22 protein-coding genes and 2 pseudogenes are annotated in these 25,582 nt (G+C 28.9%); 6 read left to right on the forward strand and 18 right to left on the reverse strand.

All coding sequences use genetic code 11. From position 1 onward, the window contains the following. Window positions 1–294 precede the first annotated feature (294 nt). Window positions 295–1,632: an MATE family efflux transporter gene (locus T473_RS0110765; protein ID WP_024621914.1), complete on the reverse strand. Its 1,338-nt coding sequence runs from the start codon at window positions 1,630–1,632 to the stop codon at window positions 295–297. Between the two features lie 775 nt (window positions 1,633–2,407). On the opposite strand from T473_RS0110765, the gene T473_RS18505 reads away from it, so the two are divergent. Together T473_RS18505 and T473_RS0110770 are read left to right on the forward strand one after the other, a co-directional pair. After that, window positions 2,408–2,554 (forward strand): hypothetical protein, encoded by a 147-nt coding sequence (locus T473_RS18505; RefSeq protein WP_161627552.1) that lies wholly within the window; start codon window positions 2,408–2,410, stop codon window positions 2,552–2,554. A gap of 65 nt (window positions 2,555–2,619) precedes the next feature. Continuing rightward, on the forward strand, window positions 2,620–2,904 hold the full coding sequence (locus tag T473_RS0110770; RefSeq protein ID WP_024621915.1) for a putative quinol monooxygenase: 285 nt from the start codon (window positions 2,620–2,622) through the stop codon (window positions 2,902–2,904). 351 nt (window positions 2,905–3,255) lie between these two features. Here T473_RS0110770 and tagD read toward each other — a convergent pair whose 3' ends face one another. After that, on the reverse strand, window positions 3,256–3,645 hold the full coding sequence (tagD, locus tag T473_RS0110775; RefSeq protein WP_024621916.1) for a glycerol-3-phosphate cytidylyltransferase: 390 nt from the start codon (window positions 3,643–3,645) through the stop codon (window positions 3,256–3,258). A gap of 67 nt (window positions 3,646–3,712) precedes the next feature. Further along, a complete protein-coding gene (locus T473_RS18870) occupies window positions 3,713–5,488 on the reverse strand; it encodes a CDP-glycerol glycerophosphotransferase family protein (protein WP_024621917.1) in 1,776 nt (591 codons plus the stop codon). A 913-nt stretch (window positions 5,489–6,401) separates the two neighbouring features. On the opposite strand from T473_RS18870, the gene T473_RS0110790 reads away from it, so the two are divergent. Continuing rightward, on the forward strand, window positions 6,402–7,250 hold the full coding sequence (locus tag T473_RS0110790; RefSeq protein ID WP_024621918.1) for a flagellin N-terminal helical domain-containing protein: 849 nt from the start codon (window positions 6,402–6,404) through the stop codon (window positions 7,248–7,250). A 128-nt stretch (window positions 7,251–7,378) separates the two neighbouring features. Beyond that, window positions 7,379–7,506, forward strand: a pseudogene (locus tag T473_RS19190) (helix-turn-helix transcriptional regulator); the annotation flags it as partial. A 159-nt stretch (window positions 7,507–7,665) separates the two neighbouring features. Here the strand turns inward: T473_RS19190 and T473_RS16670 are convergent. Beyond that, window positions 7,666–9,108, reverse strand: coding sequence for a metallophosphoesterase (locus tag T473_RS16670; RefSeq protein WP_024621919.1), 1,443 nt, complete (start codon window positions 9,106–9,108; stop codon window positions 7,666–7,668). A 368-nt stretch (window positions 9,109–9,476) separates the two neighbouring features. Then, on the reverse strand, window positions 9,477–10,313 hold the full coding sequence (locus T473_RS0110800; protein ID WP_024621920.1) for a MerR family transcriptional regulator: 837 nt from the start codon (window positions 10,311–10,313) through the stop codon (window positions 9,477–9,479). A 169-nt stretch (window positions 10,314–10,482) separates the two neighbouring features. On the opposite strand from T473_RS0110800, the gene T473_RS0110805 reads away from it, so the two are divergent. Beyond that, entirely contained in the window at window positions 10,483–10,932 is a 450-nt protein-coding gene (locus tag T473_RS0110805; RefSeq protein ID WP_024621921.1) for a GNAT family N-acetyltransferase, read from the forward strand. Window positions 10,933–11,177: 245 nt separating this feature from the next. Here T473_RS0110805 and T473_RS0110810 read toward each other — a convergent pair whose 3' ends face one another. From T473_RS0110810 to T473_RS0110860, 12 genes and pseudogenes are all read right to left on the reverse strand, one after another. After that, window positions 11,178–12,353: an acetyl-CoA C-acetyltransferase gene (locus T473_RS0110810; RefSeq protein WP_024621922.1), complete on the reverse strand. Its 1,176-nt coding sequence runs from the start codon at window positions 12,351–12,353 to the stop codon at window positions 11,178–11,180. A 221-nt stretch (window positions 12,354–12,574) separates the two neighbouring features. Further along, window positions 12,575–13,420 carry a 3-hydroxybutyryl-CoA dehydrogenase gene (locus tag T473_RS0110815; RefSeq protein ID WP_024621923.1) on the reverse strand — a complete coding sequence of 282 codons (846 nt, stop codon included), beginning with the start codon at window positions 13,418–13,420 and terminating at the stop codon, window positions 12,575–12,577. A gap of 96 nt (window positions 13,421–13,516) precedes the next feature. Then, entirely contained in the window at window positions 13,517–14,305 is a 789-nt protein-coding gene (locus T473_RS0110820; RefSeq protein ID WP_029791705.1) for an enoyl-CoA hydratase-related protein, read from the reverse strand. A 1,277-nt stretch (window positions 14,306–15,582) separates the two neighbouring features. Next, window positions 15,583–15,954: pseudogene (locus T473_RS0110825) on the reverse strand (cell wall-binding repeat-containing protein); the annotation flags it as partial. 77 nt (window positions 15,955–16,031) lie between these two features. Then, entirely contained in the window at window positions 16,032–16,214 is a 183-nt protein-coding gene (locus tag T473_RS0110830) for a hypothetical protein (RefSeq protein WP_024621925.1), read from the reverse strand. Window positions 16,215–16,680: 466 nt separating this feature from the next. Then, window positions 16,681–17,910, reverse strand: a complete 1,230-nt coding sequence (locus tag T473_RS0110835) for a nitrogenase component 1 (RefSeq protein WP_024621926.1) — start codon at window positions 17,908–17,910, stop codon at window positions 16,681–16,683. Further along, on the reverse strand, window positions 17,891–19,192 hold the full coding sequence (locus tag T473_RS0110840) for a nitrogenase component 1 (RefSeq protein WP_024621927.1): 1,302 nt from the start codon (window positions 19,190–19,192) through the stop codon (window positions 17,891–17,893). The genes T473_RS0110835 and T473_RS0110840 overlap by 20 nt, the downstream gene beginning before the upstream one ends. Continuing rightward, a complete protein-coding gene (locus T473_RS0110845; protein WP_029791707.1) occupies window positions 19,185–19,934 on the reverse strand; it encodes a nucleotide-binding protein in 750 nt (249 codons plus the stop codon). Before T473_RS0110845 ends, T473_RS0110840 begins: the two co-directional genes overlap by 8 nt. 122 nt (window positions 19,935–20,056) lie before the next feature. Next, complete coding sequence (locus T473_RS18515; protein ID WP_161627553.1) at window positions 20,057–20,221, reverse strand: hypothetical protein; 165 nt, start codon at window positions 20,219–20,221, stop codon at window positions 20,057–20,059. A gap of 951 nt (window positions 20,222–21,172) precedes the next feature. Next, on the reverse strand, window positions 21,173–21,784 hold the full coding sequence (locus T473_RS18095; protein WP_077173609.1) for a hypothetical protein: 612 nt from the start codon (window positions 21,782–21,784) through the stop codon (window positions 21,173–21,175). 179 nt (window positions 21,785–21,963) lie between these two features. Continuing rightward, on the reverse strand, window positions 21,964–22,923 hold the full coding sequence (locus T473_RS18100; RefSeq protein WP_077173610.1) for a hypothetical protein: 960 nt from the start codon (window positions 22,921–22,923) through the stop codon (window positions 21,964–21,966). Between the two features lie 180 nt (window positions 22,924–23,103). Continuing rightward, window positions 23,104–23,490, reverse strand: coding sequence for an ATP-binding cassette domain-containing protein (locus T473_RS0110860; RefSeq protein ID WP_024621929.1), 387 nt, complete (start codon window positions 23,488–23,490; stop codon window positions 23,104–23,106). A 98-nt stretch (window positions 23,491–23,588) separates the two neighbouring features. Here T473_RS0110860 and T473_RS19195 point away from each other — a divergent pair, with 98 nt between their 5' ends. Next, on the forward strand, window positions 23,589–23,678 hold the full coding sequence (locus T473_RS19195) for a tyrosine-type recombinase/integrase (RefSeq protein ID WP_077065787.1): 90 nt from the start codon (window positions 23,589–23,591) through the stop codon (window positions 23,676–23,678). Window positions 23,679–23,918: 240 nt separating this feature from the next. Here the strand turns inward: T473_RS19195 and T473_RS0110865 are convergent, their stop codons facing one another. Next, window positions 23,919–25,364 carry a DEAD/DEAH box helicase gene (locus T473_RS0110865; protein WP_024621930.1) on the reverse strand — a complete coding sequence of 482 codons (1,446 nt, stop codon included), beginning with the start codon at window positions 25,362–25,364 and terminating at the stop codon, window positions 23,919–23,921. Window positions 25,365–25,582 lie beyond the last annotated feature (218 nt).

Raw genomic sequence — 25,582 nt, forward strand, 5'->3', positions numbered from 1 at the left:
AAAAATAGTATTTTTCTTGATATTTAAAGGCAGTGATGAGTTGGCTGTAATATATGATTAACCTTTTTAACCTATATAACTGTTCTTTTTCTTCAATATAATATTTATTCATAAAAAATTTCTTACAACTAAAGAAAGTATTGATATTTTTATCAATACTTTCTTTGTAGATTATCCCTTTACTTCTATAAGCCCTTCTTTCACTTTCCTCAAAGAGGAATATATCTTCTATTGATCAATTAAGTATTTTAGATATATAATATGCTAACCACTTGTCATAGTTTATTTTCCTATTTAATAATTCATTATTTCGACATTTTTTTGTTCTTTTGTTTTTAATTTAGATAAAGACATTATTGCAATTATAGTTGTTATAATCTCAGCAAATGTAAATGATAGCCATACACCATTCATTCCCAAGAAGGCTGTAAGGATGAATAATATAGGTATAATAGCTATGCACCCACGCATTATAGAAACAACAAAGGCGCTCTTCATTTTTGCAGTTGCACTTAAAAAGGCTGCTATAATAATATTAAATCCAGCAAAGAAAAATCCGGTAAAGTATAATTTTAATCCATTTGTAGCAATATGAATTAGCTCCTCATTGTTTTCGCTGTTAAAAGCAGCAATGATATTATCCGATAAAAGGAAAGTCAATATATATATAACAGTTGCTAAACCTAAAGATAAAGTAATAGCATATTTTAATACTTGCTTCATCAATATACCATCATTTTTTCCATAGCCCTCGCTAAGCAGTGGCTGTATTCCTTGTGCAATTCCTGTAAATATTGAAATTACTACAAGTGCTACATTTGCAACTATCCCATATGCCGCCACGCCTATAATTCCTGTTAGATCCAATATTACAAGATTAAATAAAATAAGAACAAATCCTGATGAAATTTCAGTAATAAATGCCGACAAACCAAGTCCTAAAATATTTTTTATGTTTTTTATATTTACCCTACATTTTATAAATTTAAAATTATTTTTTTGTTTTATAAAATGTGAAGATAAGATACAAAGACTTATAATTGGTGCAAGTCCTGTAGCAAAAGCCGCCCCAAACATTCCCATTGAAAGAGGATAAATGAAGATGTAGTCAAGAACAATATTTGAAAAACTTCCTGTAAGCATGCCTGCCATAGACAATCTTGGATTTCCATCATTTCGTATAAATGCAATCATTATATTGTTTAGGATAAAAAATGGTGAAAAGCTAAGTATTGTTGATAAGTAAGTACTCGCCAACGTTAATGTAGTACCATCTGCTCCGAGTAGCTTTGCTATTGGTGTTGATAAAAATAATCCTACAATAAGCATAATAATTCCTACAACCATTCCTATAATCACAGTGTTAGAAAAAATTGAATTAGCTTTTTCATCTTCATTTTGTGACTTTAAAATACTATATCTTGTTGCACCACCAATACCAATCATCAAGCCTGCACCATTGATGATACAATAAATTGGAATGGAAAAGTTCAATGCAGCTAGTCCATTTGAGCCAAGAGCTTTTGAGACAAAAAAAGTATCTGCAAGGATATAACATGACAATCCTATCATTCCCATAACATTAAGGCTCACATATTTAAAAAAGTTTTTTAGTACGTAGTATTTATTCATTTTAAAACCTCCCATAAAAAAATACCCAGACAACATTCCTTCTAAGACCTAATGGAATGTGTATGAGCACTTTGAGTTGTTTTGCTCGGTAGCAAAACAAAGTATTTATTTACTTATATAAATAATAGCATTTATCTGCTAGTTTTTCAATATACAAAATATATTTGATTTTTCATTTATAATTATATAAATTTTTTTAGAAAATCATCTTCTACTATTTTCTGTTTTACCATGTATTAAATCATAATGCCAATAAATTCATAAAAAGAAAAGACCTAGAAAAAATCTAAGCCTTTCTTTCACTATATATAATCAAAGGAGGAAAACAGCCAGCAAGTTGTAGGAGCCGAACCTACTTTTCCATTACTTGCATAATGAGTTAGGAACCACCCTCACCCCATTAACTATATATTCTCGTTAAATATAAAAATCCCTGCTTATTTTGTAAATTTACTAGATTTATCTACAAATAACCGTTATTAATTACAAATAATAGAATTTATTAAGGATTTTATTACTTATTTACTTTTTGCTATATACTCCATATAAAATTAAGTTCTGTTTAAGCTTCTACGAAGTTATTACATTCTATTTATACCTTTTTATTAAATATATCCATGCTATCAACCTCCTAAAAATAATATGGTCAAGTGATGTTTATTTTAAGCATTCATTTCGCAAAACAATATACATAATAATGTTATAATACTTGTATCACATGTAAAATTTTTAGAAATTAATTTGAGTTTCATAAAATAAAAGGAGCGTGAATTAATTGAAAAATAAAGACAACAAAAGTTCAAAAGTAATATGGTCAATTCTAGCTATTTGTTTTGGTTGTATAGGATATTCAATATTCCATAATTGGATTTATTTAGCTGGAGGTTTGATTTTATCAAGCGTACTATATTCACTTGATTAATAAAAATAAGGGTATCTTTTATACTAAATTTTGAGTTATCCGAAAAAACGTTAGGAGAAATATAAATGATAAAAGTAATTCAACGAAGTGTCATAAAAGAAAAGCATTTATCTGATGCTCTAATGCTGTATCAGTTACTAGTGAAGGAAACTTTAAAAGAAAAGGGATGCCTCTCTTATGAGTTATTTCAAGAACTAGACAATTCTAATAACCTTACCCTCATTGAGGATTGGGAAGATATAGAGGCATTGCAACGACATACGCAAACACCACATTTCATAACTTTGGTAGAAAAACTTGCATTGTATGAAAAGGAGTTGCCAGTTTTAATCTATAAAAAGCTATTTTAACTTACTTGTATCTTTGTTTTAAAATATTAAACGAAAGTAGCCAAATAAATAATAGGGTAGCAAATTAAGCTACCCTTGTTTACTATCTACATATATTTAATCTTTTTTACCGATCTACCAATAAACTACATGTCCTTTAAAGTCATAAGTTATTACCTACAAACTAAACTTAGTCACATTGTCTGTAAACTTCTTTAACCCCTTAGTTGCACCACCGCCAATACTATATGCATTTTCACGCATGTATGACTTATATTTCCTACATTTACTATAGTAGAGTCTGTTAAATCTATTTCATTATTATTGCTAAAGCCTTGCCACTACTTCATAAACTTAAAAATTCAACTTTAATTATACGTCTTTAATATATTTTTTTATACAGCTTGTTGATATGTCTTCTGTTCTAGGTAAATATTTCACTTCACAATATTCATTAAGATGGTTAAATTTATCTTGCCAATCGCTTCCCATTACAAACAAATCCACCTTATAATATAAGATATCATATATTTTTTGGCCCCAACTTTTTTCTTCTATTACTTCATCAACATACTTTAAAGATTCTAATATAATTTTTCTTTCTTGATAACTATATATTGATTTTTTGCCTTTTATGATATTAAACTCATCACTAGATAAACCTACAACCAGGTAATCACCCAAGCTTTTCGCTCTTTTTAACAAATTTATATGTCCTATATGGAGTAAATCGAAAGTTCCATATGTTATAACTATTTTCATCTACATCAGCCTTCCCATATATTATCCATGCATTTCATTGATACATCATTATCTAATAACTATATTATTAAAATAAATTCTCTATAAATTCCCATGTTCTATCAGAAGAATTAAAATCTACGTATTTATGGAATTTATCTTTTAAACTTATCCTTTCTTCTAAGTAGTATTGATTATCCTGCTCAAATTTCATGATCTCATTTTTTAAATCATATATACTCTTAATTTTAGGGCCTGGTGTAACTTCATTGTATTCAAATAGTAACCCCCTATTCTTCGTGTACTCTTCTATATCATTGTTAGTAAATATTAAAGGAATATTTAATAATAATAAGTCAATATAAACAGATGAGTAATCTGTAATTAAATAATCTGAACACCCTAAAATTTCATATAAATCTATATTGTTATTTTCTAAATTTTCACTTAATATCAACTTTATACTTTTACTTTCTTTTACCATACTAGAAATATATTTTTCTTCATGCGGATGTAATTTCAATATAAATACCATATTATTTTTTAATAGCCATTCCTCAAATTCTATTAAGTGTTCTTTATTGAAAAGTTCATCTTTCATAAATACATTTATACCATCATTTATAGAGTCTTTTTCTCGTATCCTAAATGTAGGCATATAGAATATTATTTTTTTATTACTTGTATTAATATCCAGTATCTTGTTTATGTTATTTATTCCATTTTTTTTGTCTAATAAATCATTTCTAGGTGCACCTGTTATTACGTATTTGTACTCTTCTACATTTATACACCTATTCATATTAATATTAAAATTCTCCGAGTAAGATGTAATATAGTTTATATCTGCAAATCTCTTTTCCATACTTTCAATATCTTTCTCATTTTTATCTAAATAACCCATACTCTTGATAGGAAATCCGTGCCATAAATCTATAATAATCTGATTTCCATTATAAACCTCTTTAGGAATAGCGACATTGGCTTCTGTTGTTATTATTATATCAGCTTCCATAACCATTCTCACATAATTATAATCTATAGTTTGCCTTATTATTTTAACATCAAATTTTTCTTTTATATGTTGAGGAATTTTTTTATATAAAGCATAAGTATTAGACCCTGAGTAATCTTTGTGAATCAGTAATATCACTTTTTTAAAATTATATACTTTATCATTTTCGTTAAATTTTTCTATTTCTGCTAATTCTCCTAATCTAAACAAATGCAGTGCCGGATATGTAGTATTTACATATAAATCTAAACCTAAAGAATTTGCCCTTACACAAAAATGTCTGTCTTCTCCTACTAACGATATATTGTCTATCTTTGTAAAATTTACTCCCTTTAATAATGCATTTTGAGATATAAGAGTACAAGCACCTAATCCCCCAACTTTATACAAACCTTTCCTCTTCATTTGGTTTATATAGTCCAGCTCCATTTTAGCTGATACTACTAAGTTATTACTACAATTATCTTTTTTTATAAACGAATAATTATCTTCAAGCCAAACTTGTGGTTCTAACCTTGTATTCAAATTCCATTTTGTCCAAAATATATTTGACACTATATCAACATTACTGTTAATTAACTCTTGCAGTGTCTCTTTATGCAGAATCAAATCAGAATCTATAAAAAATATATAATCAAATTCTCTGTCTATAGCATAAGTTATCAATCTATTCTTAAATTCCGCAACTTTATCCATTAAATCTGCATTCCAATAATGAGTATTCTCATCTTTAACATAAGTATTATTACTTTGCACTTTAATTACTTTTGTTTTTTGTGGAATAAATGAGTCTAATATGTAGCTTGATTGTTCATCAACATTGTCGTCTATAAATATATATTCTTCCACAATATTATTATAATTTAATTCTTTTAAAGATTTTAAAAATTCTTTTAATATTTTGTAGTCTTGCCTTACAGGACTTGCAATTAATACTTTTTTACTTTCTTCACTTTTTAATACCTTCGACTTTTGGTAGTAAAATTCAGCTGCTTTATTTTTGCCTAAAGCTTCAAGAATTATTGCCTTAATATTTATTAATTGTAAGTTTTCATGTGAATTTTCAATACCTTCATTTGCCTCCTTTAAAGCTTCTTGATATTTCCCTTCAAAAAATGATATTAACGCTTTATACCTCTTTAATTCTTCATATTTAATAAATTTTTCATTTTTAAATATTATTTTTTTGCTTCTTCTAACTCATTTTTTTCAATTAATATTTCAATTTCTTCATAAAGTTTATTTGTCATATTCTCTCTCCTTTATTGCTTCAACTTATACTATGTCTACTTAATAAAAATAATATTTACCTTTTCTAATTAGATTGACAAAATCTACATGTTCCATCTGTTCAAATGGGTTCATTCTTTTTTATACTAGATATTTTCCATATACCGTTGCATCCTTTTTTAGCTCGCACATCTATAATATTTCAAACTTGCTATTTTATAAAATAAAATTTTCATTACCTACCCCCCCCATTATTTTTTTAATATGTATATATTACCATATTTTATAAATAATATATGTTTAAGTAATAAAGATGTAAATTTCTCACTGACGAATCCAACATAACCCAAACCAAAAACATTTGTTAATTGATCTACTTTCTGATATTTTTTATATTTATTAATGAAAAAGTATAAAGTTTTTTAAAATTAGGACGAATATAATAATGAACAAATAAATACTTTCAATATTTTAATATGGATTAAAAAAAATTTATGGCATGGATGCCGAAGAGAAACTAAGGAGAGTTAATATGAGAATCAATAACAACGTAAATGCTTTAATAGCAAATAATCAAATGAATAAGAATACTGCTTTACAAAGTAGATCAATGGAGAAATTATCTTCTGGTTTAAGAATCAAAAGAGCTGCAGACGATTCAGCAGGATTAGCAATATCTGAAAAGATGAGAAATCAAATTAAAGGATTAAATCAAGCAGGGTTAAATGTACAAGATGGTATATCTGTAGTTCAAACAGCTGAAGGTGCTTTAGAAGAAACAGGAAATATTCTAAAGAGAATGTCTCAACTAGCTGTGCAATCAGCAAATGAGACTAATACAGCATCAGAAAGAGAAAAAATAGCTAATGAGTTGGTTCAATTAAGCGACGAAGTAGCTAGAATGTCTAAAACTACAGAATTTAATGGAAAACAGTTATTAGATGGGTCAACTACAGAATTAAGCTTACAGGTTGGTACAAGTGGATCATCTAACAATCAAATAAGTGTTAATTTAGTTAATACAGCAGAAATAATGAATACAGCAGGAATTACTTCATCTGCTATAGCTTCTATGAAAGCTGGAACTACTGAAGCAACTAAAGCAGCAAGAACAATGATGTCAAATATTGATAAAGCTCTTGCTGATGTGAACTCTGCTAGATCAACTATTGGTGCACAACAAAATAGACTTGAGTCAACACAAGTAAACTTATCTAATACTGTAGAGAACGTTACTGCTGCAGAATCAAGAATAAGAGATACAGATGTAGCTAGTGAAATGGTTCAATTATCTAAATTAAACATATTAGCTCAAGCATCTCAATCTATGTTAGCACAGGCCAATCAACAGCCACAAAGTATATTACAATTATTACAATAATTTAGTATGTAAGGAGTAGGGATTAATCTCTACTCTTTATTTTTTAAAACTTCATTCTTTATGATTATAATTAAAATCTTTAAGGCTCCCTATCTATTTGGTATATTTAGGAGTATTAAGCTGAGATTGTCGTTGGGGTGTCAAGAAATACTATTAGTTCAATAGATACAAGAAATTCAATTCAACACCAAAGTTGGCACTTATTTTGTGTATTGCCTTTGATAAAAATTTCGAAGAATTATTCTTTGAAGAATAGCAAATTTATAGTACTAAATATCCACCTCATAACTCAATTTTTTAAAATAAGAAAGACCTATAAATAAATATAAATCTACGTCTTTTGTACTACTATATAACTAAAGGGTTTTATTGTGAAACAGGCAATTAAAGTGCACTTACTTATATAATTCGACAATTACTTTATATGTTCTAAATGTGTAATATTAAGTTCGACATTATAATCTCCAAAATCAATATGCTCAATAAATTTTTCCTTTTTAACGCTAAATTTATCATTTTCATTTGGAACAATTTTAACTTTATTATCTTTATATTTTGTTTTATCAAAATATACACCTAGCCCAATTTCATCCATCTTACCATATAAATAACATACTGGCTTATTATCTTTCATAAATAACATTTGTGTCATATCTGTACCTTCGGTTTCAGTTATACTTCTCCACTTGTAACCAACTTCTTTATATATGATTTCCCTAGGCGTCTCCGGAGCAAATACAAAAGCCTCGTCCCATTGAAATGGTGTTATATCTGATAAATTAACATTTTTAACACTATCGTCAACTTCATCTAATTTCATAAAAAATGCATTATTATTTTCCTCTTCTTTCCTCAAATCACTTAAATCAAATTTAGTTATATCACTAGTTTTTTTAACTACATTCCATTCATTATTTTTCTTTTCTAATTGAAAATTTATTTTAGATATACACTCACCATGTTTTCCAGGTTGTGTTACTATTACATTTTCGCCAGACTTATTTTTATAATTATGTTGAGTAATTTGCTTATGTGTATGGCCTGCAACTATAGCATCAATTCCATCTACTTCACTAGCTAAGTCTTGTATTCTGTTACCTGGATTTTTTGGTTTCTTAGGTTTTTCACCTGAATGAACAACCGCTACTATAATATCAGCCTTATCCTCTTTCATTTTACCTATCCATTTGTTTGCATCTTCTACTAAATCATTCATATATAATTTACCTTCATACTCTGGCTGATCTTTTAATTCTCTAGATTTTGATTTTACAAATTTTCCATCTTGTGTTCCATCATCCACCCAATCTTTACTTTCACCAACTTCTTTTATTGTAAGCCCTAAAATGCCTAACTTTACTATCCCACTTGATGTTGGAATATATTTAATTATATAAGGATCAGTATAACTCTCACCATCTTTTTTATATGTATTTGCTGATAATACTTTTAAACCCTGTTTTTCAAAGTCAGAAATCATATTATCTAAGTAAAACTTATTATTAGATACAAACTCATGATTTCCAAGTACTACTGCATCATACCCAACGTTTTTCATCTCTTTTGCAATAGGAACTTCTACATATTTATTCATATTTTTATTTTCATATCTTTTATCAAAATATTTACCCATCTCTCCTGGGATAACATCACCAGAATCAAAAAAATCACCAGCATCAACTAAAGTTAAATTCTTATCTTTTTTAAACTCATTCTTTACATATGAAAATAGCTTGTAAGGTATCTCTCCATGTAAATCAGTAGTGGCTAATATATTTATTTCTTCTTTGTCAGTACTACAACCTGATATTAGGAAAACAGATAATACTACTAAACATGTCATTAATATTTTTCTCATTACTAAAAACCTCCTGATTAGTACTTTATATGATTTGATACATTTTATAGTATATCTGAAAACATATTATTATTTTGAATTATTATGTCGAATAAATTTTTATTAAAAGCTATTAATAATTAAATCAAACATGCTGGGTTTTTCTTCACTAAAAAGCTTTCATTAAAAAAGAGATATTAGTATTTCTACTAATATCTCTTTTATTTAGTTTTAATGTCTATCTAATATGCTGTCTATCAGCATATATCATAATTTTAATAAGTTTAAAAAATTAATTATTACATTTTATTTTATAGGATAAAAACAATTGTGTGATAAATATATAACAAAAGTAAGTTTTCTAATTTTGTTATATATGCCCATTATTTTTATCGCTTATTTTTTTCTATTTCAACTGTAATCTGAGTAATATAATCTCTTTCATTTTTATTTGATATCTCATCCAGAAGATAAACTTCATAGGCAAAATTTCCTATTTGCAGTTCATTTTCTTCAAGAAATTTTAGTAACAAATCATAAGTTTTATACGTGGTTTCATAACTTCCAGAGTGATAAGCCACAGCATACAACCCTTTTGGCTTTACATAAATATTGTAGGATTCATTTTTATTGCTTACTTTTTCGAATATATACGAATAATTGTTAAAATTTCTATTTTTAATATTGTCTTCGTTAAGCATTGCACCGAAAAGATAACTTTTCCTTGTTGTCTGAGTAGTATTCCTGAATTTTGTATAATCCGATATCCATTTTGTATGATCTGTACTCTTTTTTTCATTTAGTATCGTACTTAGAAACATATACTCTTCCTCTTGGTTCTCTAAGGTTATAATGTCACAATCAGCATTTAATCCCAGATTTGTACAAACAATGGTATCTTCCAGTAGATTTTTTATTTGATTTAATTTATCTATGTCCTTATTAGCCATATCTATCTTTTGTTCTGCTAATGAAAGTAACATTTCAGGTGTTCTTGTATTAAGATATATCTTAATGTCTTTTAATGGAACATTAAGTTCCTTTAAAATGGTAATAATTGAAAATGTATCAAACTGATGGTAAGAGTAATATCGGTAACCATTTTCATCTGTAATAGCAGGTAAGAACAAGCCAATGTCATTGTAATGGAATAGGGTCCTTTTATTTACTCCACAAAGTTTGGCAAATTCTCCGGTTGATAAATGGTTTTTATAATTTCCACTCATAATTTAATATCTCCTCTTGACCGTCTTGTTACGTTATACCTTATCATAAAGCAAGAACTAACGAAAATCAAGGTAAAATATTTCAAAATACAAATCCTTAAGGGCACGCAGTTGAATTAATTAGGATTTTTGTAAAAACAATAAGTTTTAAAGAGGAGAATAGAATTATATGTTATCAATAAGAAAAATGAAATCAGACGTTAAAAATGAAGTTTTATCTATGGTAGATGAATTTTACCATAGTAATGCGGTAGATCATGAAGTGGAAGAAAGTACACTAAAAGCAACTTTTCAAGATGCAACAGGTAAAGAGCCTTATGTATGGGGGGTTACACTTTGTGAAGGTGATGATATTGTTGGATATGCATATCTGACTATGTGTTATTCATGTGAAATGGGTGGTAAAACACTTATATTAGAAGAACTATTTATGAAGGAACAGTGCAGAGGTAAGGGATATGGTCGACAATTCTTTGATTGGCTATTTAATGAATATCAAGATGTAGTCCGCTTTAGATTAGAAGTCACAGAGTCTAATGAGGGAGCTAGTTCCTTGTATAAACGATTGGGCTTTGATTATTTACAGTATAAACAAATGGTTTATGATAAGAAAATTTAAATATTTATTTTTGCCAGAGTTGAATTGATTTTGATTAAAGGAGATGATAATAAATGAAAATCACAAAATTAGATTATGTTGTGGGAATATAAATGTAGTAGCATATAAGGGTAGCTAATAAGCTACCCTCTAATATATATACATCAATTTCTTATCTTCAACCACTCTACTACTAATCTATCTATAAGTCTTTGTATGGGAACTCCTTTAGGGAGTAATAAGTATATTATCTTTAAATCGAATAATTATCTTTTTACTATTAATGTAGTACCCATACCTCCGCCGATACAAAGTGTAGCTAAACCAGTTTTGGCATCTCTTCTTTTCATCTCATATAAAAGCGTAGTAAGTATTCTAGCTCCTGAACATCCTATTGGATGCCCTATAGCTATTGCACCACCATTAACATTAACTTTTGTAGTATCAATTTTTAAATCTTTTAATACAGCTAATGATTGAGCAGCAAATGCTTCATTAGCCTCAACTAATTCTATATCATCAATAGTCATATTTGCTTTTGTTAAAGCTTCTATAGTAGCTGGTACTGGTCCATAACCCATTATCTCTGGATCAACTCCGGAAGTTCCATAGGAAACTATAGTTGCAAGCGGTTCTATTCCTAATTCTTCAGCCTTTTCTTTTGACATGACTATAAGCATAGCAGCTCCATCGTTTATTCCAGACGCATTACCTGCTGTAACTGTACCATCTTTTTTAAACGCCGGTTTTAATTTAGATAATGTCTCTAATGTTGTACCAGTCTTTATATATTCATCTTTTTCAACTACAGTGTCACCTTTTCGTCCTTTTATAACAACTGGAACTATTTCCTCATCAAATTTTCCTTCAGCTTGTGCTTTTTCAGCTTTATTTTGACTTGATAAAGCTAATTGATCTTGCTCGTCTCTAGTTATATTCCATTTTTCTGCTATATTTTCTGCAGTTATACCCATATGGTAATTATTGAATATATCTGATAGTCCATCTTTAATCATAGAATCAACAAAATGGGTATCTCCCATTCTCGCACCATATCTTGTATTTGGTGATAAGTATGGTGACATACTCATATTTTCTGTCCCACCAACCAATATTACTTCAGCATCACCTAACGAGATGAGTTGTGATGCCATTGAAACTGATCTTAATCCAGATCCACAGACTATATTTATTGTCATAGCAGGTTTTTCAACAGGTATTCCTGATCCTAATGCTACTTGTCTTGCTATATTTTGACCGAGGCCCGCTGTAAGTACTCCACCTATAAGTGATTCATCTATCATTTCCGGAGTTATTTTTGCCCTCTTAATAGCTTCTTTAGCTGCTATTATTCCTAAGTCTACTGCTGAAACTGATTTAAATGCTCCTCCAAAACTCCCTACTGCAGTTCTTGCAGCACTAACAATAACTACTTCTCTCATATTCATTACCCCCATTAAAATATTTTGTATTTATTTTTTAAACCGTTTTTAAGTAATGTAGAAAATTAATTAAAATAATATGATAAATATCTAAATCTTATATTTATATATTTTGCTAAGTTTAGTATGAATGAGAATGTTTTTTAATTTACATGATTTATGATACCGAGATAAATAATCCTATTTATTTAATTTTTATATTATGATTTATTAATCTTATTTTATTTATTGTAATCATAAAAGCCTATATTTGTTTTTCTACCCAATTGATTTGCCCTAACCATTTTTGCCAATAGAGGATGAGGTCTATACTTTGTATCCCCAAATTCATTGTATAAAACATTCATTATAGCTAAAACGACATCTAACCCTATTAAATCTCCTAATGCTAAAGGTCCCATAGGATGATTTGCCCCTAATTTCATAGCTTCATCAATTTCTTCTTTACTAGCTACACCATCTGCATAAATTCCAACTGCCTCATTTATCATAGGTATAAGTATTCTGTTTACTACAAACCCTGGTGATTCAGATACATCGACCGGCATTTTATTAATACTCTTTGATAGTTGAATTCCTGTATCAAAAGTTACCTTTGAAGTCAATTGACCGCTTATAACTTCAACCAACTTCATCATAGGAACTGGATTAAAGAAATGTAATCCAATCACTTTATCTGGTCTTTTCGTAGCAGATGCTATCTCTGTTATAGATAATGATGAAGTATTAGTAGCTAAAATAGCGTCAGATTTGCATAGCTCATCTAATAATTTAAAAACTTCTTTTTTTGTATCCATATCTTCAACAGATGCTTCAATAATTATATCCATATCCTTTAAGTCCTCATAGTTAGTAGTAAAAGTAATATGACCTAGTATTTCAGTTTTTTGAGATTCGTTAATTTTACCTTTAGAAACCAGTCTATTTAAATTTTTATCTAGTAATATCATACAATTAGATATTGATTCTTGACTTCTACTTTTTAAACATATATCATGACCGCTACTTGCAAAAGTTTGTAAAATACCCGTACCCATAGTTCCACTACCTATTACAGCTAATTTCATAAATTTTACCCCCTATTTTTTAGTATTTATAATTTTATTTATCATATTAAATAAATCTTTAATATGATAAATAGCTAATATCCAACTTATACTATTTTAAAATTTTGCTTCTCTCTTTTCTAAAAAAGCAGACATACCCTCTTTTTGATCTTTAGTTGAGAAGCAAAGTCCAAATAAATTAGTTTCGATATCCAGCCCAGTATTAATATCAGTTTGTGAACCTAGCTTTATAGCTTCTTTAGAATATCTAATTGCTTGCTGAGAATTTTTAGTTATAGTCTCAGCTAATATTTCAACTTCTCTAGTTAAATTTTCTGGATTTACAACTTTATTAACTAATCCTATTTTATTGGCTTCATCTGCTTTTATAATTTGTCCAGTAAAAATCAATTCTTTTGCTTTCGCCATTCCAGCTAATCTTGTAAGTCTTTGGGTACCACCATAACCAGGGGTTATACCCAAAGTTACTTCAGGTTGACCAAACTTAGCATTAGAAGATGCAATTCTGATATCACAAGCCATTGCAATTTCACATCCACCACCTAATGCAAATCCGTTTACTGCAGCAATCACAACTTTTTTACTATTTTCAATAGCGTTAAGAGCTTTACTGCCAAGTTGACTAAAATTCTTTGCAGAAACTGAATCTAAGTCTCTCATATATTCGATATCTGCTCCTGCAACAAATGCTTTACCTTCACCTGTCAAAATTACTACATAAATATCTTCATCTTTATCGATATCTGTAAATACTTCATAAAGTTCTTCTAAAGTTTTTAAATTAATTGCATTTAAAACTTGAGGTCTGTTTATTTTTATAGTACAAACATTATTATTTATCTCTAAAGCAAGATTTTCATAAATTTTAACACCACTTTCTTCCATAGTATCCTCCTCCATAAAAAATTTTTTAACTTATATTAATCTCTTAGTGAACTTAATTAGTACTTAATTGACTAATAGAGTTTTCCATTCCACCCCACCCGTTTGATGAACGGCACCATAAATTTCTTTTATATTATTCGCTTTATTATTGAAAACAATAGTGATCTATGTGCTTTACAAACAATAGTAGCATTATATTTCACCTAATGCGGGTTTAGTCATTAGCAATAATTATGCATTTTAGTAGTTCTAAATAATATATCTGCAGCAATTGCATTTGTTATAAAAATTTGTCTTTGTTCTTCATTGTCAAATTATTGAAATAAAGGCCATGATCCAAAAGATGTATGACATCATTTACGGTGAGATTTTCATAGAATTCTCTAAACATCGCATACGATAATTTTTCGAATTAAAATTCATAAGATCCTCCTTAATTTTATATTTAATATTAAAATCTCGGCAAAACTTAAAAAATAATTATTTGATTAAATATAAGCCGAGAAAATTTAAGCTTGCTCAAAACTTTGTTTGTATATTAACAATTTATAAGAGTATATGATTATATGTTGTTAATATATAATCATTTATTAACAATTTATTTTATTAATTAAGGGATATTTAAAATGAGTTTATGTAATGAATAAATTTGTGTAAGATGTATATGATGTATGAAAATACTTATGAATATATTTGAATGTGATTTATTTTTGAAAATATCTTATACTTATAATCGTAGCACTTATATGATAATTTTACAATAAATATTAAATATTTTTTTAACAAAGATTAATGAATTAAGGTTGGAGAATTAGGTTTAAAATGGTCAGACATAGATTTAAAAGAAGGTGATTGTCTAAAGAACGGGTCATATCTGCTTTTAATTACTGAGTCCTCTGTATCAGCACTGATAAAAATTAATACTCGTACTAAAAAGTGTAAATGAAACGTATAAAGATACAAGTTTTTTGTTTTTTATACTAAAAATTTCATTATTTTATATTAATAAATGTTAAAAGTCCGAGCAATTTTTAAAGTAAAATGATTTATAATATATAGTTTTGACAAAACTGATCTTTTTTTATATCTTGGAAATTTTAATAAACTCTAACCAAAAAATAGAGAAGCTTTTACGCCACTCTACTCTTAGTTACTCTTTACATTTTTTCGGTAATTTATCTTCTCTAATTCTTTTTAAAATAGGTTGCCATAATGATCCTCTATCATTTGGCGTATATTCTATACATACTATAATTGACTCTATCCAAAGTATATTATTAACTTCCTAAAGCTTTGCTTGTTTGAGATAATCTTTCAGAAATTTTTACTTCTGTTTCATATCTATCTTGACCAGCAACTCTTTCTTTATTACTTACTCCTAAATTATCTTCTATATTTTTAGATACTGAATTGTATCCACCACCTATTAGTACATTTTTAATTGACCACTCTGATATCTTATCAGCTGTCTCCTTGCTCAATGTATTTGGTGTTGTAAGCATTATTTGTGCTTTAAAATTTGAAGCTAAGCTATTAATTGTTATACCATCCGGAAAATTAGTACCATCAACTAGTATCATATTGCTTTTATTACCAGTTAATTTCCTTACCTCAGTTGCAATCAATTTCGCTGTTTCATATCTATCAGCTTCACCTAACCTGCTTACTTTATTTACCCTTTATAAGGCTATTGTATAGAAGGTACTAAAGTACCTTCTATAGTAGTCTAACTCTGTTTTTTATCTTGAATATCATTCTCTGATTTCTTATTTTCATTAGATAGTTCCTCATATTTTTTTCTTTGATCTAAGTTAATTTCACGCTCTAGCTTTTTTCCCAAGTTATATACAATAATTAGACACACAACACCTACCGTTAAATAAATTGAAAAAGTTATTATATTAATCATAATTCCACCCTCCAATTCCCCTCTTAGCCTCTTTTATATTTTTAGAAATTTTCATTTTATCTATTTTATGCAATTCGTATTAGTGTATGTCTTACTATTTTTCTTTTAGTAAATATTTCTTCACAAATTTTCACTTTCATTTAATATCACCATCATTTAGATTATTCAACCCGACGCCCAAGTAATAATGCTGAAATTAACGCCTTTATTCATAACAGGAGAAGTAATATTTCGTATTATTTCAAAGGTGTTTTTAGAAATAAAAAACACTTAAATACATCAACTGTAAGTAAGTGTTTTTAACTATATTTAGTTTAATTTTTTTAAATTGGAGGTATGCTTTAATATATTTTTATTTTCTAATAATCCTATTTAATACTATCACTCACATATACACCTCACGGATAATTTGATACGGGTCTAATATACTGGATTCATCAAATTAATTACTATTACATAGTAAACATCAATCTTCTTTAGTTTCATTTATCCATAAATTTGCAATATTAACGGCACCTCTGAAACCTACAAACGGCGGATCATATGGATGTAAACGATATTTAGTATCAGGATTTGATATTTGCATATCTGTATTGCGCCCTGACCAATCTAATGCTTCACCACTTGCCATAAGAAATCCTTTTTTATGAGACTTAATTACTCGTATCCACTCATCTTCAGAAAAAAATGGTATTTCTTCACTTCCCATATCTGGGCTATCACACCAGCAAGTTCCTTTAGATAAGAAAAGCTCACTACATCCAAAAGAAAGTATCCCACTTACTACATCAGCATGTCCCCCCAAAGACAATACCGTTTCATCTGGATGAGACCTTGCAATATGTAGAAAAGATGGCATTACAGGCTTAAGTTGTTTTCTTGCATTTTCTCTCTCTTTCTTTAAAAACTCAGTATTTAAATTTAAATTAGAAATATCTGCAATTTTGTCAATCCAACTCAAAGTTCCATCAATACCATAAGGCCTTCCTACAATATATGGTATCCCAAATCGATTTTCTAGATGTTTAGCTGCTGGTATTCCTTCACGACGCAAAACAATATTAAGATGAGCACTTCCCATTTTTTCAATATCCTCAATAGATGTATCTGAACTCAATACACAAACTGGCTTTATTCCAAAAGACCCATCCATTATTCTAACTATTTCATTTGCATCAGATTGAAATCTATAAATATCGGCACAAGATCCTATTATATTAAAAGTTGGTTGATCCGTTTTCTTTATATCTACAGGTAGTTTTTTTACTAATAACAAAAGAGCCTCTTGTACACCACGATGCTGCTTAACGTCTAATCCCCCGCATCCAAAAGGTATTAGTTTAACTTCAGGGTATTTTAGCTGTAAACTTTCACATACAGCTTTAAGGTCAATTCCTATTACTTCAGGTATTGACGATGGTAAAAGAAAAATCACTTTTGGGGAATCTTTTTCTATTATATTTTCAATAGTTTTATCAAGTCTACTTGTATCACCGAAAGCTATATCAGTTTCCTCTATATGTGTAGAGTAGAGTTTACTCCCATCATATACTCCTGTACGTTCTAGTGTTACACTGCTATAGAGCATATGCCCCATACATCCAAACTCAATAACAACTCCATCTCTAATTGAAGCTATAGTCCAAAGAGTGCCCATTCTTCCTGAAGGAATTGGTTTAAATCTGTGTAATCCCATATTCAGTCCCTCCATTGTTTAAGTCGTTTTTTTCGTCCAATATCGTTAATATCCTCTTTAATATACTAACTGTACGGCTATATCCTATTTGTCCATAAAAATCAAAGATTTCTGGCACGTAAGCAATATTATTCCTATTGATATTTGGTGAAAATCCAAAATACAAGTCTGCACCTAACTTTTCTAAAATAGGTAAGTCTGCTTCAGGATTAACCATTCTACAAATTAACGGATTATGACCCATCAAAATAATATCTTTTGCATTAGTTTTGTCCTCTGGATAATATTCTTCTAGATGTAAAAGTAGAGGTTCCATTTCAAGCTTAGTAAGATAATGTGCTAAAGGAATTGTCATATCAACTCTAGGCAAGAATATATATTTAAGTCCTCTAAACCTTTCAACTGATTGGTTTTGCAAATTAAGTGCTTGTTGTCTTTCTTCCTCAAAAACATCATGTAAATTAAGTCCAAATTGATCTGCAATATCCTCGTAAGCTTTATGAATACTATTTACATCGTACATATTGTGTAAATCTATATATGGTATACCAAATTTTTTTTTCATTTTAACTGCAAGTGGCTGCATATATGGAGAAACTACTATATTTAGCCCAGCATCTGAAGCCATTTGGAAATATTCTAGAGAAGCTCCTGGTGCAAGAAAACGTAAATTAAGACCTTGATTTATTAATTCCTGAAGTATATTGGGCATAGGAATTTCTTCTTCATTTGGTGAACGTCCCAGCACATTGATTTGTATAGGATCAGTTTCTTTTACATCCATCAGCATTCCAAGAGCCTCCATGGTTTTTCTTGAACCTGGTGGATAGCTAACATTTTTGAATTGACCTAGCATTACAAAAGTAACCTTAGCATTCAATTTGGGTTGAATTTCACAAATTATTCCTTCAATGTCCTCACCTATTAATTCTGGAACACAAGTTACAATTAATAAAATAGCTTTTGCACCAGATTTATCCATCTTGATAAGAGAGTCGATTAAACCTTGTCTACATCCGAATACCACTTCATTCGAGTCCAATACATAAAGCCAGTGAAGTTCACCGTCCTTACCTTCTGGATTTGGACTGAAAAGTCTCGAATAAGTAGTACACTCCTGCATTCCTACAAGTAAGGAGGAAAGTCCTTCGATATCTTCTGAAATAACTGATGCTATACGCATCGGGCAATGATTTCCTTTAAAAACAGCCGGCGTTAGAAATTTAATATTTTTATTAGATTTAACTTCTGAAAGTAGTTTTAGATGTTTAAAATCATTCAATACATTTTCCTCCTTCTACTAATAGCTTAGCAAGTTTCATGTAATGTTCTGCCATTTCTGAATCAGGAAAAGCCTCCACGACAGTTTTACCTTGATCCTCAGCTTGTTGTACATACGGATTACGAGGCAAACGGTAAATTACTGGCACATCTATCTCCTTAGCTACATCATCTACTAGCTTATTTTCTCCTTCAATATTTTTAGCATTTAGAATTAGACCTCGTATAGACGCATAACCCCTATTTCCAAAACTCTCAACTGCTCGAGATATATTTGTCGCAGCGTATAAAGACATCATCTCACCAGAAGTTACAACACATACTTCATCTGCATAACCACCTCTAATAGGCATTGCGAAACCACCACAGACAACATCTCCTAACACGTCATACAGAACTATATCTGGTTTGTAAGTATCATAAGCTTCTAACTCTTCAAGCTTTTCAAAAGCTGTAATAATACCTCTACCAGCACATCCAACTCCAGGTACTGGACCTCCAGATTCTACACATAATACTCCAGTGCTACTTTTCACCACAAGTTCATCTAACTCAGCATCACTATTTTTTCTTAATGAATCAAGTACAGTAGTTATGTTTTTTCCTCCAGTTAGATTTCTGGTAGAATCAGCTTTAGGATCACATCCTATTTGCATCACTGTCAATCCCATACTAGATAGCGCTGCCGCCACATTAGATACGGTAGTTGATTTTCCAATTCCACCTTTTCCATATATCGCTATTTTTTCATTTTAACATCTCCTAACACATATTTTTCTATTTATTAATAAGATCATATGAAATACAAGTTGAGCTTCCTGTGCGAGAATCCATTGCAATCATAGCATCTATATTAAAGGTCTCTTTAAAAAACTTCAACAGTCATAACATCTTTGGTTTCCCATGTTCTAAGCCATAAAGCTTCTTCCGCTTTGTTTGCATTTTGCTCATTATTATTTTTTACTGCCTTACCAGAACAACCACTTGTAAATAAATCTACCAAAATCATAATAGAGGCAGATAGTTTCATCGATTATTTTCATCTTATATCCCTCCAATAAGCTTATAGTCTCTTTATTCTAGCAAAATGATTATTATATTTGAATACAAGTATCCTTAAACTCATATGGATTATTACTGAATTTTTTCTGAAACCACTTGGATAAATACTAACGAACTCGCCTTATCATACCTTACCCAATTAAATCACCCTATCTATGTGATGAAATACGAAAGTAAAAGTCTATATATTGAAATATTAATAAATCCTGCCAACACTTGTGATAATGCAATATTTCCGCTCATGATCATATTTAGTTTTATGTCTTTTTTTATTAAATCTTTATCTCAACTTAAGAAATTTAGTTACTCTGTTAATAAAAAAATATTACATAATCTAGATAGTTGGGTTATTATTATATTTCTATTTAATATAAATAAAAATAGAGATTTAGTCTATAGTTATCTTATTGATATAGAAAACTTAAAAAGCTAATATTGATATCAATAAAAATCAAGATCATTTATATACGAAATATAAATGATCTTGATTTTAGATACAATATACGTATTAGTAGAAAGTATGATTAATTATTTACAGGCAAATCAGTAAGATTTTTATAATAAAAAAATATATATAGATATAAAGTTTGAAAAGGAAGAAACTATCGAAGAAGAAATTAATATAAAAAAAAGGGTAGCAATTAAGCTACCTTTATACTATCTACATTAATTTTCTATTTTCCAACCACCCAACAACCAATCTATACGTATCTTTAAAATCATTACCCACAAAATTAATAAAATTGTCTGGGAACTGTCTAATACTTTAGTCGCTCCACCACCTATAGCGTAAGATTTCACACATATAAGATTTATAACTTACTACGTCTACTATAGTAAGCTCTGCTGTTTTATACCATTAATTATATTAATCAAATATATGTACCTATAAATAGGTAGGTAAGTTTCACATATATTTTTAATTTTCTAAATCAAATAAAGTTATCTCTGGCTCAGGTGCAAAGTCTTCTAATCTTTTCTTAGCTAAATTAATATACCAATACTTATCTAGTTTAGAAGGTATTTTCATATCTACTATATTATCATTTACTATAAATACCCTATCTGGTGTATTACCTATTTTCTCAGGACTTTTAAAGTTATCTTTAACCTTCATTATACAAGGATCACTTGCTAATTTACTTGCAAATACCCTTATCACTTTTAAGTTTATCTTCTCTTGTCCGTATAAAGCATATTTATAAGCACCAGTTACTTTAACGCACTTTTGAAAATCTATTAGATTATTACAATTTAATATAGTATCTTCTATGCTTACGTTATTAATTAGATATTCTTTTAATGCTTTATTCACTACAGGCAAATCATTATCCAATAAACTTAACGTTTTAACATAAGCTCCTTTACTTTTTACTTTTTTATCAGCTTGTATAAATATATAATTATTAACATCTTTTTGAATAACTTTTTCTATCATATCATGGTTTAAGTCCATTTTTGTTCTCTCACACCAATCTTCACAAATCTCTAGATATTTATCAACATCTTCTTTACTATTGAATCTAAACATAACACCATCTGTATTTCCCTGTATAAACTCTGCGTCATCTTTAAACTCAAGTTCTACTTTTTCAATTAAATCAAGTAATAATAATTGACCGTTTACACATATTGCATTTCCAACTTGAGGATCGTATAAATAATTTTTTCTATCCTTTGATGCTCCAAAAACTGAGTTTAATACTATTTTTAATGGATATTCTTTAGGATCTTTATTTTTTTAAGTTCAATTCTAGTATCTCTTATTTGTTTATATTTTTCAGGTTCTGATACATTCCTACTTAATAGATTATAGTTTATTATTATTGATGGATAAAATGAGCTTACATCACTATTTATAATAAAACCTTCTCTAATATATTGTTTTCTTGCAGAATGAAGCCCTCCCCATCCGAAGTCTGTTTCTAAATTATATACATTTGTTTTTAGACCCTTTTTATAATCTCTGTTATTAAAGTCTTCATACCACTTTTTTACATAGTCATATTTACTAAGCTCTAGTGTATTTATTATATTAAAATCAAATTCATCATTTATCTCAAAATTTGGTCTTTTAGCTCCCAATATTGAACTACTTAATTGAGCTTTTGATTTATTAAAAAAGCTATCTTTTAAGTTAAAGTAGTTTATCAACGCTTCTTGAGCTTCATATTCATGTTTTAATTCATTAAAAACCTTTAATGTCATCCTAACATCGTGTAGGCAATAACTTGTTAATTCTTCTATTTCTTCTTTACTTGGATAAGTTTCAAGGTCAAAAGATACATTACTTTCTACTATGCTCTCACCCATAAATAACTCTAGCTCTTTAAGACTTTTAAATCCATCTCCTAATTCAAAGAAGAATAATTCCTGGCTATTTAAAGATCTATCTATTTGCCATCCTGAAAGTTTTTCTTTTATAATCTTATCTGATACCATACAAGGGTTTATATTTGCAAGTAAAGCCTTCATAATCCATTGGTCGTATCCTCTTATATTGTATCCTAGCCATATACTATTTCTATTTTTATTAAACACTCTTAAAAATTCATTTCTATCATTGACTATTGTATGTTCTAATCCACTTTTTACATCTTTCATACAGCACATCCAGAAGTTAGCATTTGATAGAACTTCAAAGTCTATTACAATTAGCCTTTTATTCATAATGCACATCCTTTTATGTTTTCTTATTGGCTTATAATATAATAATAACCCATAGTATAAGTTATTAACTAGGGGGTATTATTATATTATAAGTTTTCACAATTTTTTAATACATCACTTACAATGTCTTTATAAAAAACACGCTCGTGACACACTAAAATCAAACTTCCTTTATATTTTTTAATGCTTTTTTTGTTCATTCTTTGCATCTATATCTAAATGGTTTGTTGGTCCATCTAAAATTAATATATTACTTGGCTTATTTATAAGCTCACATAGCCTAATTTTTGAATGTTCACCATCACTTGATATGCTAATTTTACAATCTATATGCTCATTAGCTTGTTCACATCTAGCTAACATACTTCTAACTTCATATCTTTTACACTTATAAAATTCATTCCCTATTTCTTCTAAAGCAGTATTATCGTTTTCTACTTTTATTTCTTGTTTGCGGCTTTTCATAATTAAAGTTTCTTGTGAATCAGTAGTTTTTTCAATAGCCTTATTCATTTGTTCTATATCCATAAGTAAAGCATATCTACCTGTACTTCTTATTCTATCCATTACCATCTTTTCTAGTCTTGTGACTCTGGGGAGCCAATAAACAAAAATAGACCTGCAAAGTTATTTCATTCTAGACTAAAAAATTAGATATTCCGCAAATGAAATTCCATGCTTTAAGGCATAGCTATGCTACTCGCTTATTTGAAGCTGGAGTTCCACCTAAAACTGTACAGCCTTTAATAGGATAATATGATATTAATATAACCATGGATATTTACACTCATGTTATGGGTGATTCTAAACTTAAGGCAGTAGAAAAAAACGATGGTTTATTTAATGCAAAAATCTATAGGTGGTCATATGGTGGTTAAAAATAACAAAAATGCTAGGTTTTATTTTCACCAATCTAGCATTTTCAATATGTTCATCATTTCAGTTTTAAAATTGGTGGAGACGAATCGCAGGAATAATACCCACGAGCATATATATTACATCTCTGCTTTAGTAACTTTTCGTGGTCTACCTTTTAAATTTTTTGTCTGTAATGCTTTTAATACCATATCACCTTTGTTATTTAGTACTTCAACATAAGTAGATATATCAAGTACACTTATAACACCAATGTCTTGTGCACTCATACCTTCTATACTACAAAGTGTACCAACTATATCAACAGGTCTCATCTTAGTCTTTTTACCAGCATTTATATGCAATTTCATGATTTCTTGACTTAGATTTGCACCTTTATCTTCTTTAACCTTTTGTCTTTGCTCTAACTTCTTATCAAATTCAGACTTTAAGCTCATAACAAATCTTTTACTTGGTTTCATCTTCATTGTTAATTCCTTGCCTGTGTACGAATATATTTCAAATATACGTCTTTCATCAGATTTCATAATAAAGGTAATAGCTCTACCTTCTTTACCTGCACGACCTGTTCTCCCTATTCTATGAACATAATTTTCTTTTAATACAGGTACATCGTAATTTATTACATGAGTGATATTATCTATATCTATACCTCTAGCAGCTACATTAGTTGCTATTAGGTATCTAAAATATCCTTTTTTAAAGTTATTCATTACTTTTATTCTCTCATCTTGTTCCATAGCACCATGTATTTTGTCACATGGATATTTAAGTTTAGTTAATTCATTGTACAGTGATTCTACTTTAACTTGAGTGTTACAGAAAATCATACAGCTATCTGGATTTTCTATTGTTGTTACGTCTTTCAATAAATTTAACTTTCCTGTTTCTTCTACTCTATATCCATCTTGTTGTATTCTATCTACTGTTAAAGTTTTTGCTTTAACTTCTATTGTAACAGGGTCTCTCATATACTTTTTTGATAATGAATCTATATCATCTGGCATAGTTGCTGAAAATAACATAGTCACACGCTTAGCAGGTAGTGCTGATATTATCTCTTCAACTTGTCCTAAGAATCCCATACTAAGCATTTCATCTGCTTCATCTAATACAAGGTATTTTATATTATCTGTTGTGAAGTTTCCTTCTTTGATATGATCTATTGTTCTCCCTGGAGTTCCAACTACTATATGAGTTTTTTGCTTTAGCTCTTTTGCTTGTAGTTCAAAAGATGATTTACCGTATAACGCTGGTACCTTTATTCTTTTGAATCTTCCTATGTTAAATATATCTTCCTTAACTTGTATTGCAAGTTCTCTTGTTGGTGTAAGTATTAGTGCTTGTGGTTTGTTTTCTTCCCAGTCAACTAATTCACATAATGGTATTGCGAATGTTGCGGTTTTACCACTTCCTGTTTGTGATTTTACTAGTACATCTTTATTTTCTAGTGCAACTGGTATTACTTCTTGCTGAACTTTTGTTGGTATCTTATAGTTTAGCATATTAAGTGATTTTAGTATTTCATTGCTCAGTTTGTAATCTTTAAAGTTAGTTTTTGTCATTTATATTATCTTCCTTTATGTCATTGTAGTATTTTATATTTATCCTCACTACTAAATAATATCATAAAAATTCTATATCTCCTAATTATACAAAAGTAGTGCCTTAAAATGATTTTCCCATTAATTGAGACTCAATTTTGTATAATCTATATCTCCTTATTTAAATATAAAAATAAGCTAAATGTTAGTAGTAATCACCTCATCTAGCTTATTCCTAT

Source organism: Clostridioides mangenotii TR, from assembly GCF_000498755.1.
Classification (GTDB): Bacteria; Bacillota; Clostridia; order Peptostreptococcales; family Peptostreptococcaceae; genus Metaclostridioides; species Metaclostridioides mangenotii_A.

Excerpts from the sequence above, each read along its gene's own strand:
- T473_RS19195 (WP_077065787.1), top strand. The coding sequence starts at position 23,589 with ATGAAATTCCATGCTTTAAGGCATAGCTATGCTACTCGCTTATTTGAA.
- tagD (WP_024621916.1), bottom strand. The coding sequence starts at position 3,645 with ATGAAAATAGTTATAACATATGGAACTTTCGATTTACTCCATATAGGA.
- T473_RS0110820 (WP_029791705.1), bottom strand. The coding sequence starts at position 14,305 with ATGGAAGAAAGTGGTGTTAAAATTTATGAAAATCTTGCTTTAGAGATA.
- T473_RS18095 (WP_077173609.1), bottom strand. The coding sequence starts at position 21,784 with ATGTTTAGATTCAATAGTAAAGAAGATGTTGATAAATATCTAGAGATT.
- T473_RS0110830 (WP_024621925.1), bottom strand. The coding sequence starts at position 16,214 with ATGATTAATATAATAACTTTTTCAATTTATTTAACGGTAGGTGTTGTG.
- T473_RS0110805 (WP_024621921.1), top strand. The coding sequence starts at position 10,483 with ATGTTATCAATAAGAAAAATGAAATCAGACGTTAAAAATGAAGTTTTA.
- T473_RS16670 (WP_024621919.1), bottom strand. The coding sequence starts at position 9,108 with ATGAGAAAAATATTAATGACATGTTTAGTAGTATTATCTGTTTTCCTA.
- T473_RS0110770 (WP_024621915.1), top strand. The coding sequence starts at position 2,620 with ATGATAAAAGTAATTCAACGAAGTGTCATAAAAGAAAAGCATTTATCT.
- T473_RS0110810 (WP_024621922.1), bottom strand. The coding sequence starts at position 12,353 with ATGAGAGAAGTAGTTATTGTTAGTGCTGCAAGAACTGCAGTAGGGAGT.
- T473_RS0110815 (WP_024621923.1), bottom strand. The coding sequence starts at position 13,420 with ATGAAATTAGCTGTAATAGGTAGTGGAACTATGGGTACGGGTATTTTA.
- T473_RS0110835 (WP_024621926.1), bottom strand. The coding sequence starts at position 17,910 with ATGGGATTACACAGATTTAAACCAATTCCTTCAGGAAGAATGGGCACT.
- T473_RS0110800 (WP_024621920.1), bottom strand. The coding sequence starts at position 10,313 with ATGAGTGGAAATTATAAAAACCATTTATCAACCGGAGAATTTGCCAAA.
- T473_RS18100 (WP_077173610.1), bottom strand. The coding sequence starts at position 22,923 with ATGAATAAAAGGCTAATTGTAATAGACTTTGAAGTTCTATCAAATGCT.
- T473_RS0110865 (WP_024621930.1), bottom strand. The coding sequence starts at position 25,364 with ATGACAAAAACTAACTTTAAAGATTACAAACTGAGCAATGAAATACTA.
- T473_RS0110790 (WP_024621918.1), top strand. The coding sequence starts at position 6,402 with ATGAGAATCAATAACAACGTAAATGCTTTAATAGCAAATAATCAAATG.
- T473_RS0110860 (WP_024621929.1), bottom strand. The coding sequence starts at position 23,490 with ATGGATAGAATAAGAAGTACAGGTAGATATGCTTTACTTATGGATATA.
- T473_RS0110765 (WP_024621914.1), bottom strand. The coding sequence starts at position 1,632 with ATGAATAAATACTACGTACTAAAAAACTTTTTTAAATATGTGAGCCTT.
- T473_RS18515 (WP_161627553.1), bottom strand. The coding sequence starts at position 20,221 with ATGAAACTATCTGCCTCTATTATGATTTTGGTAGATTTATTTACAAGT.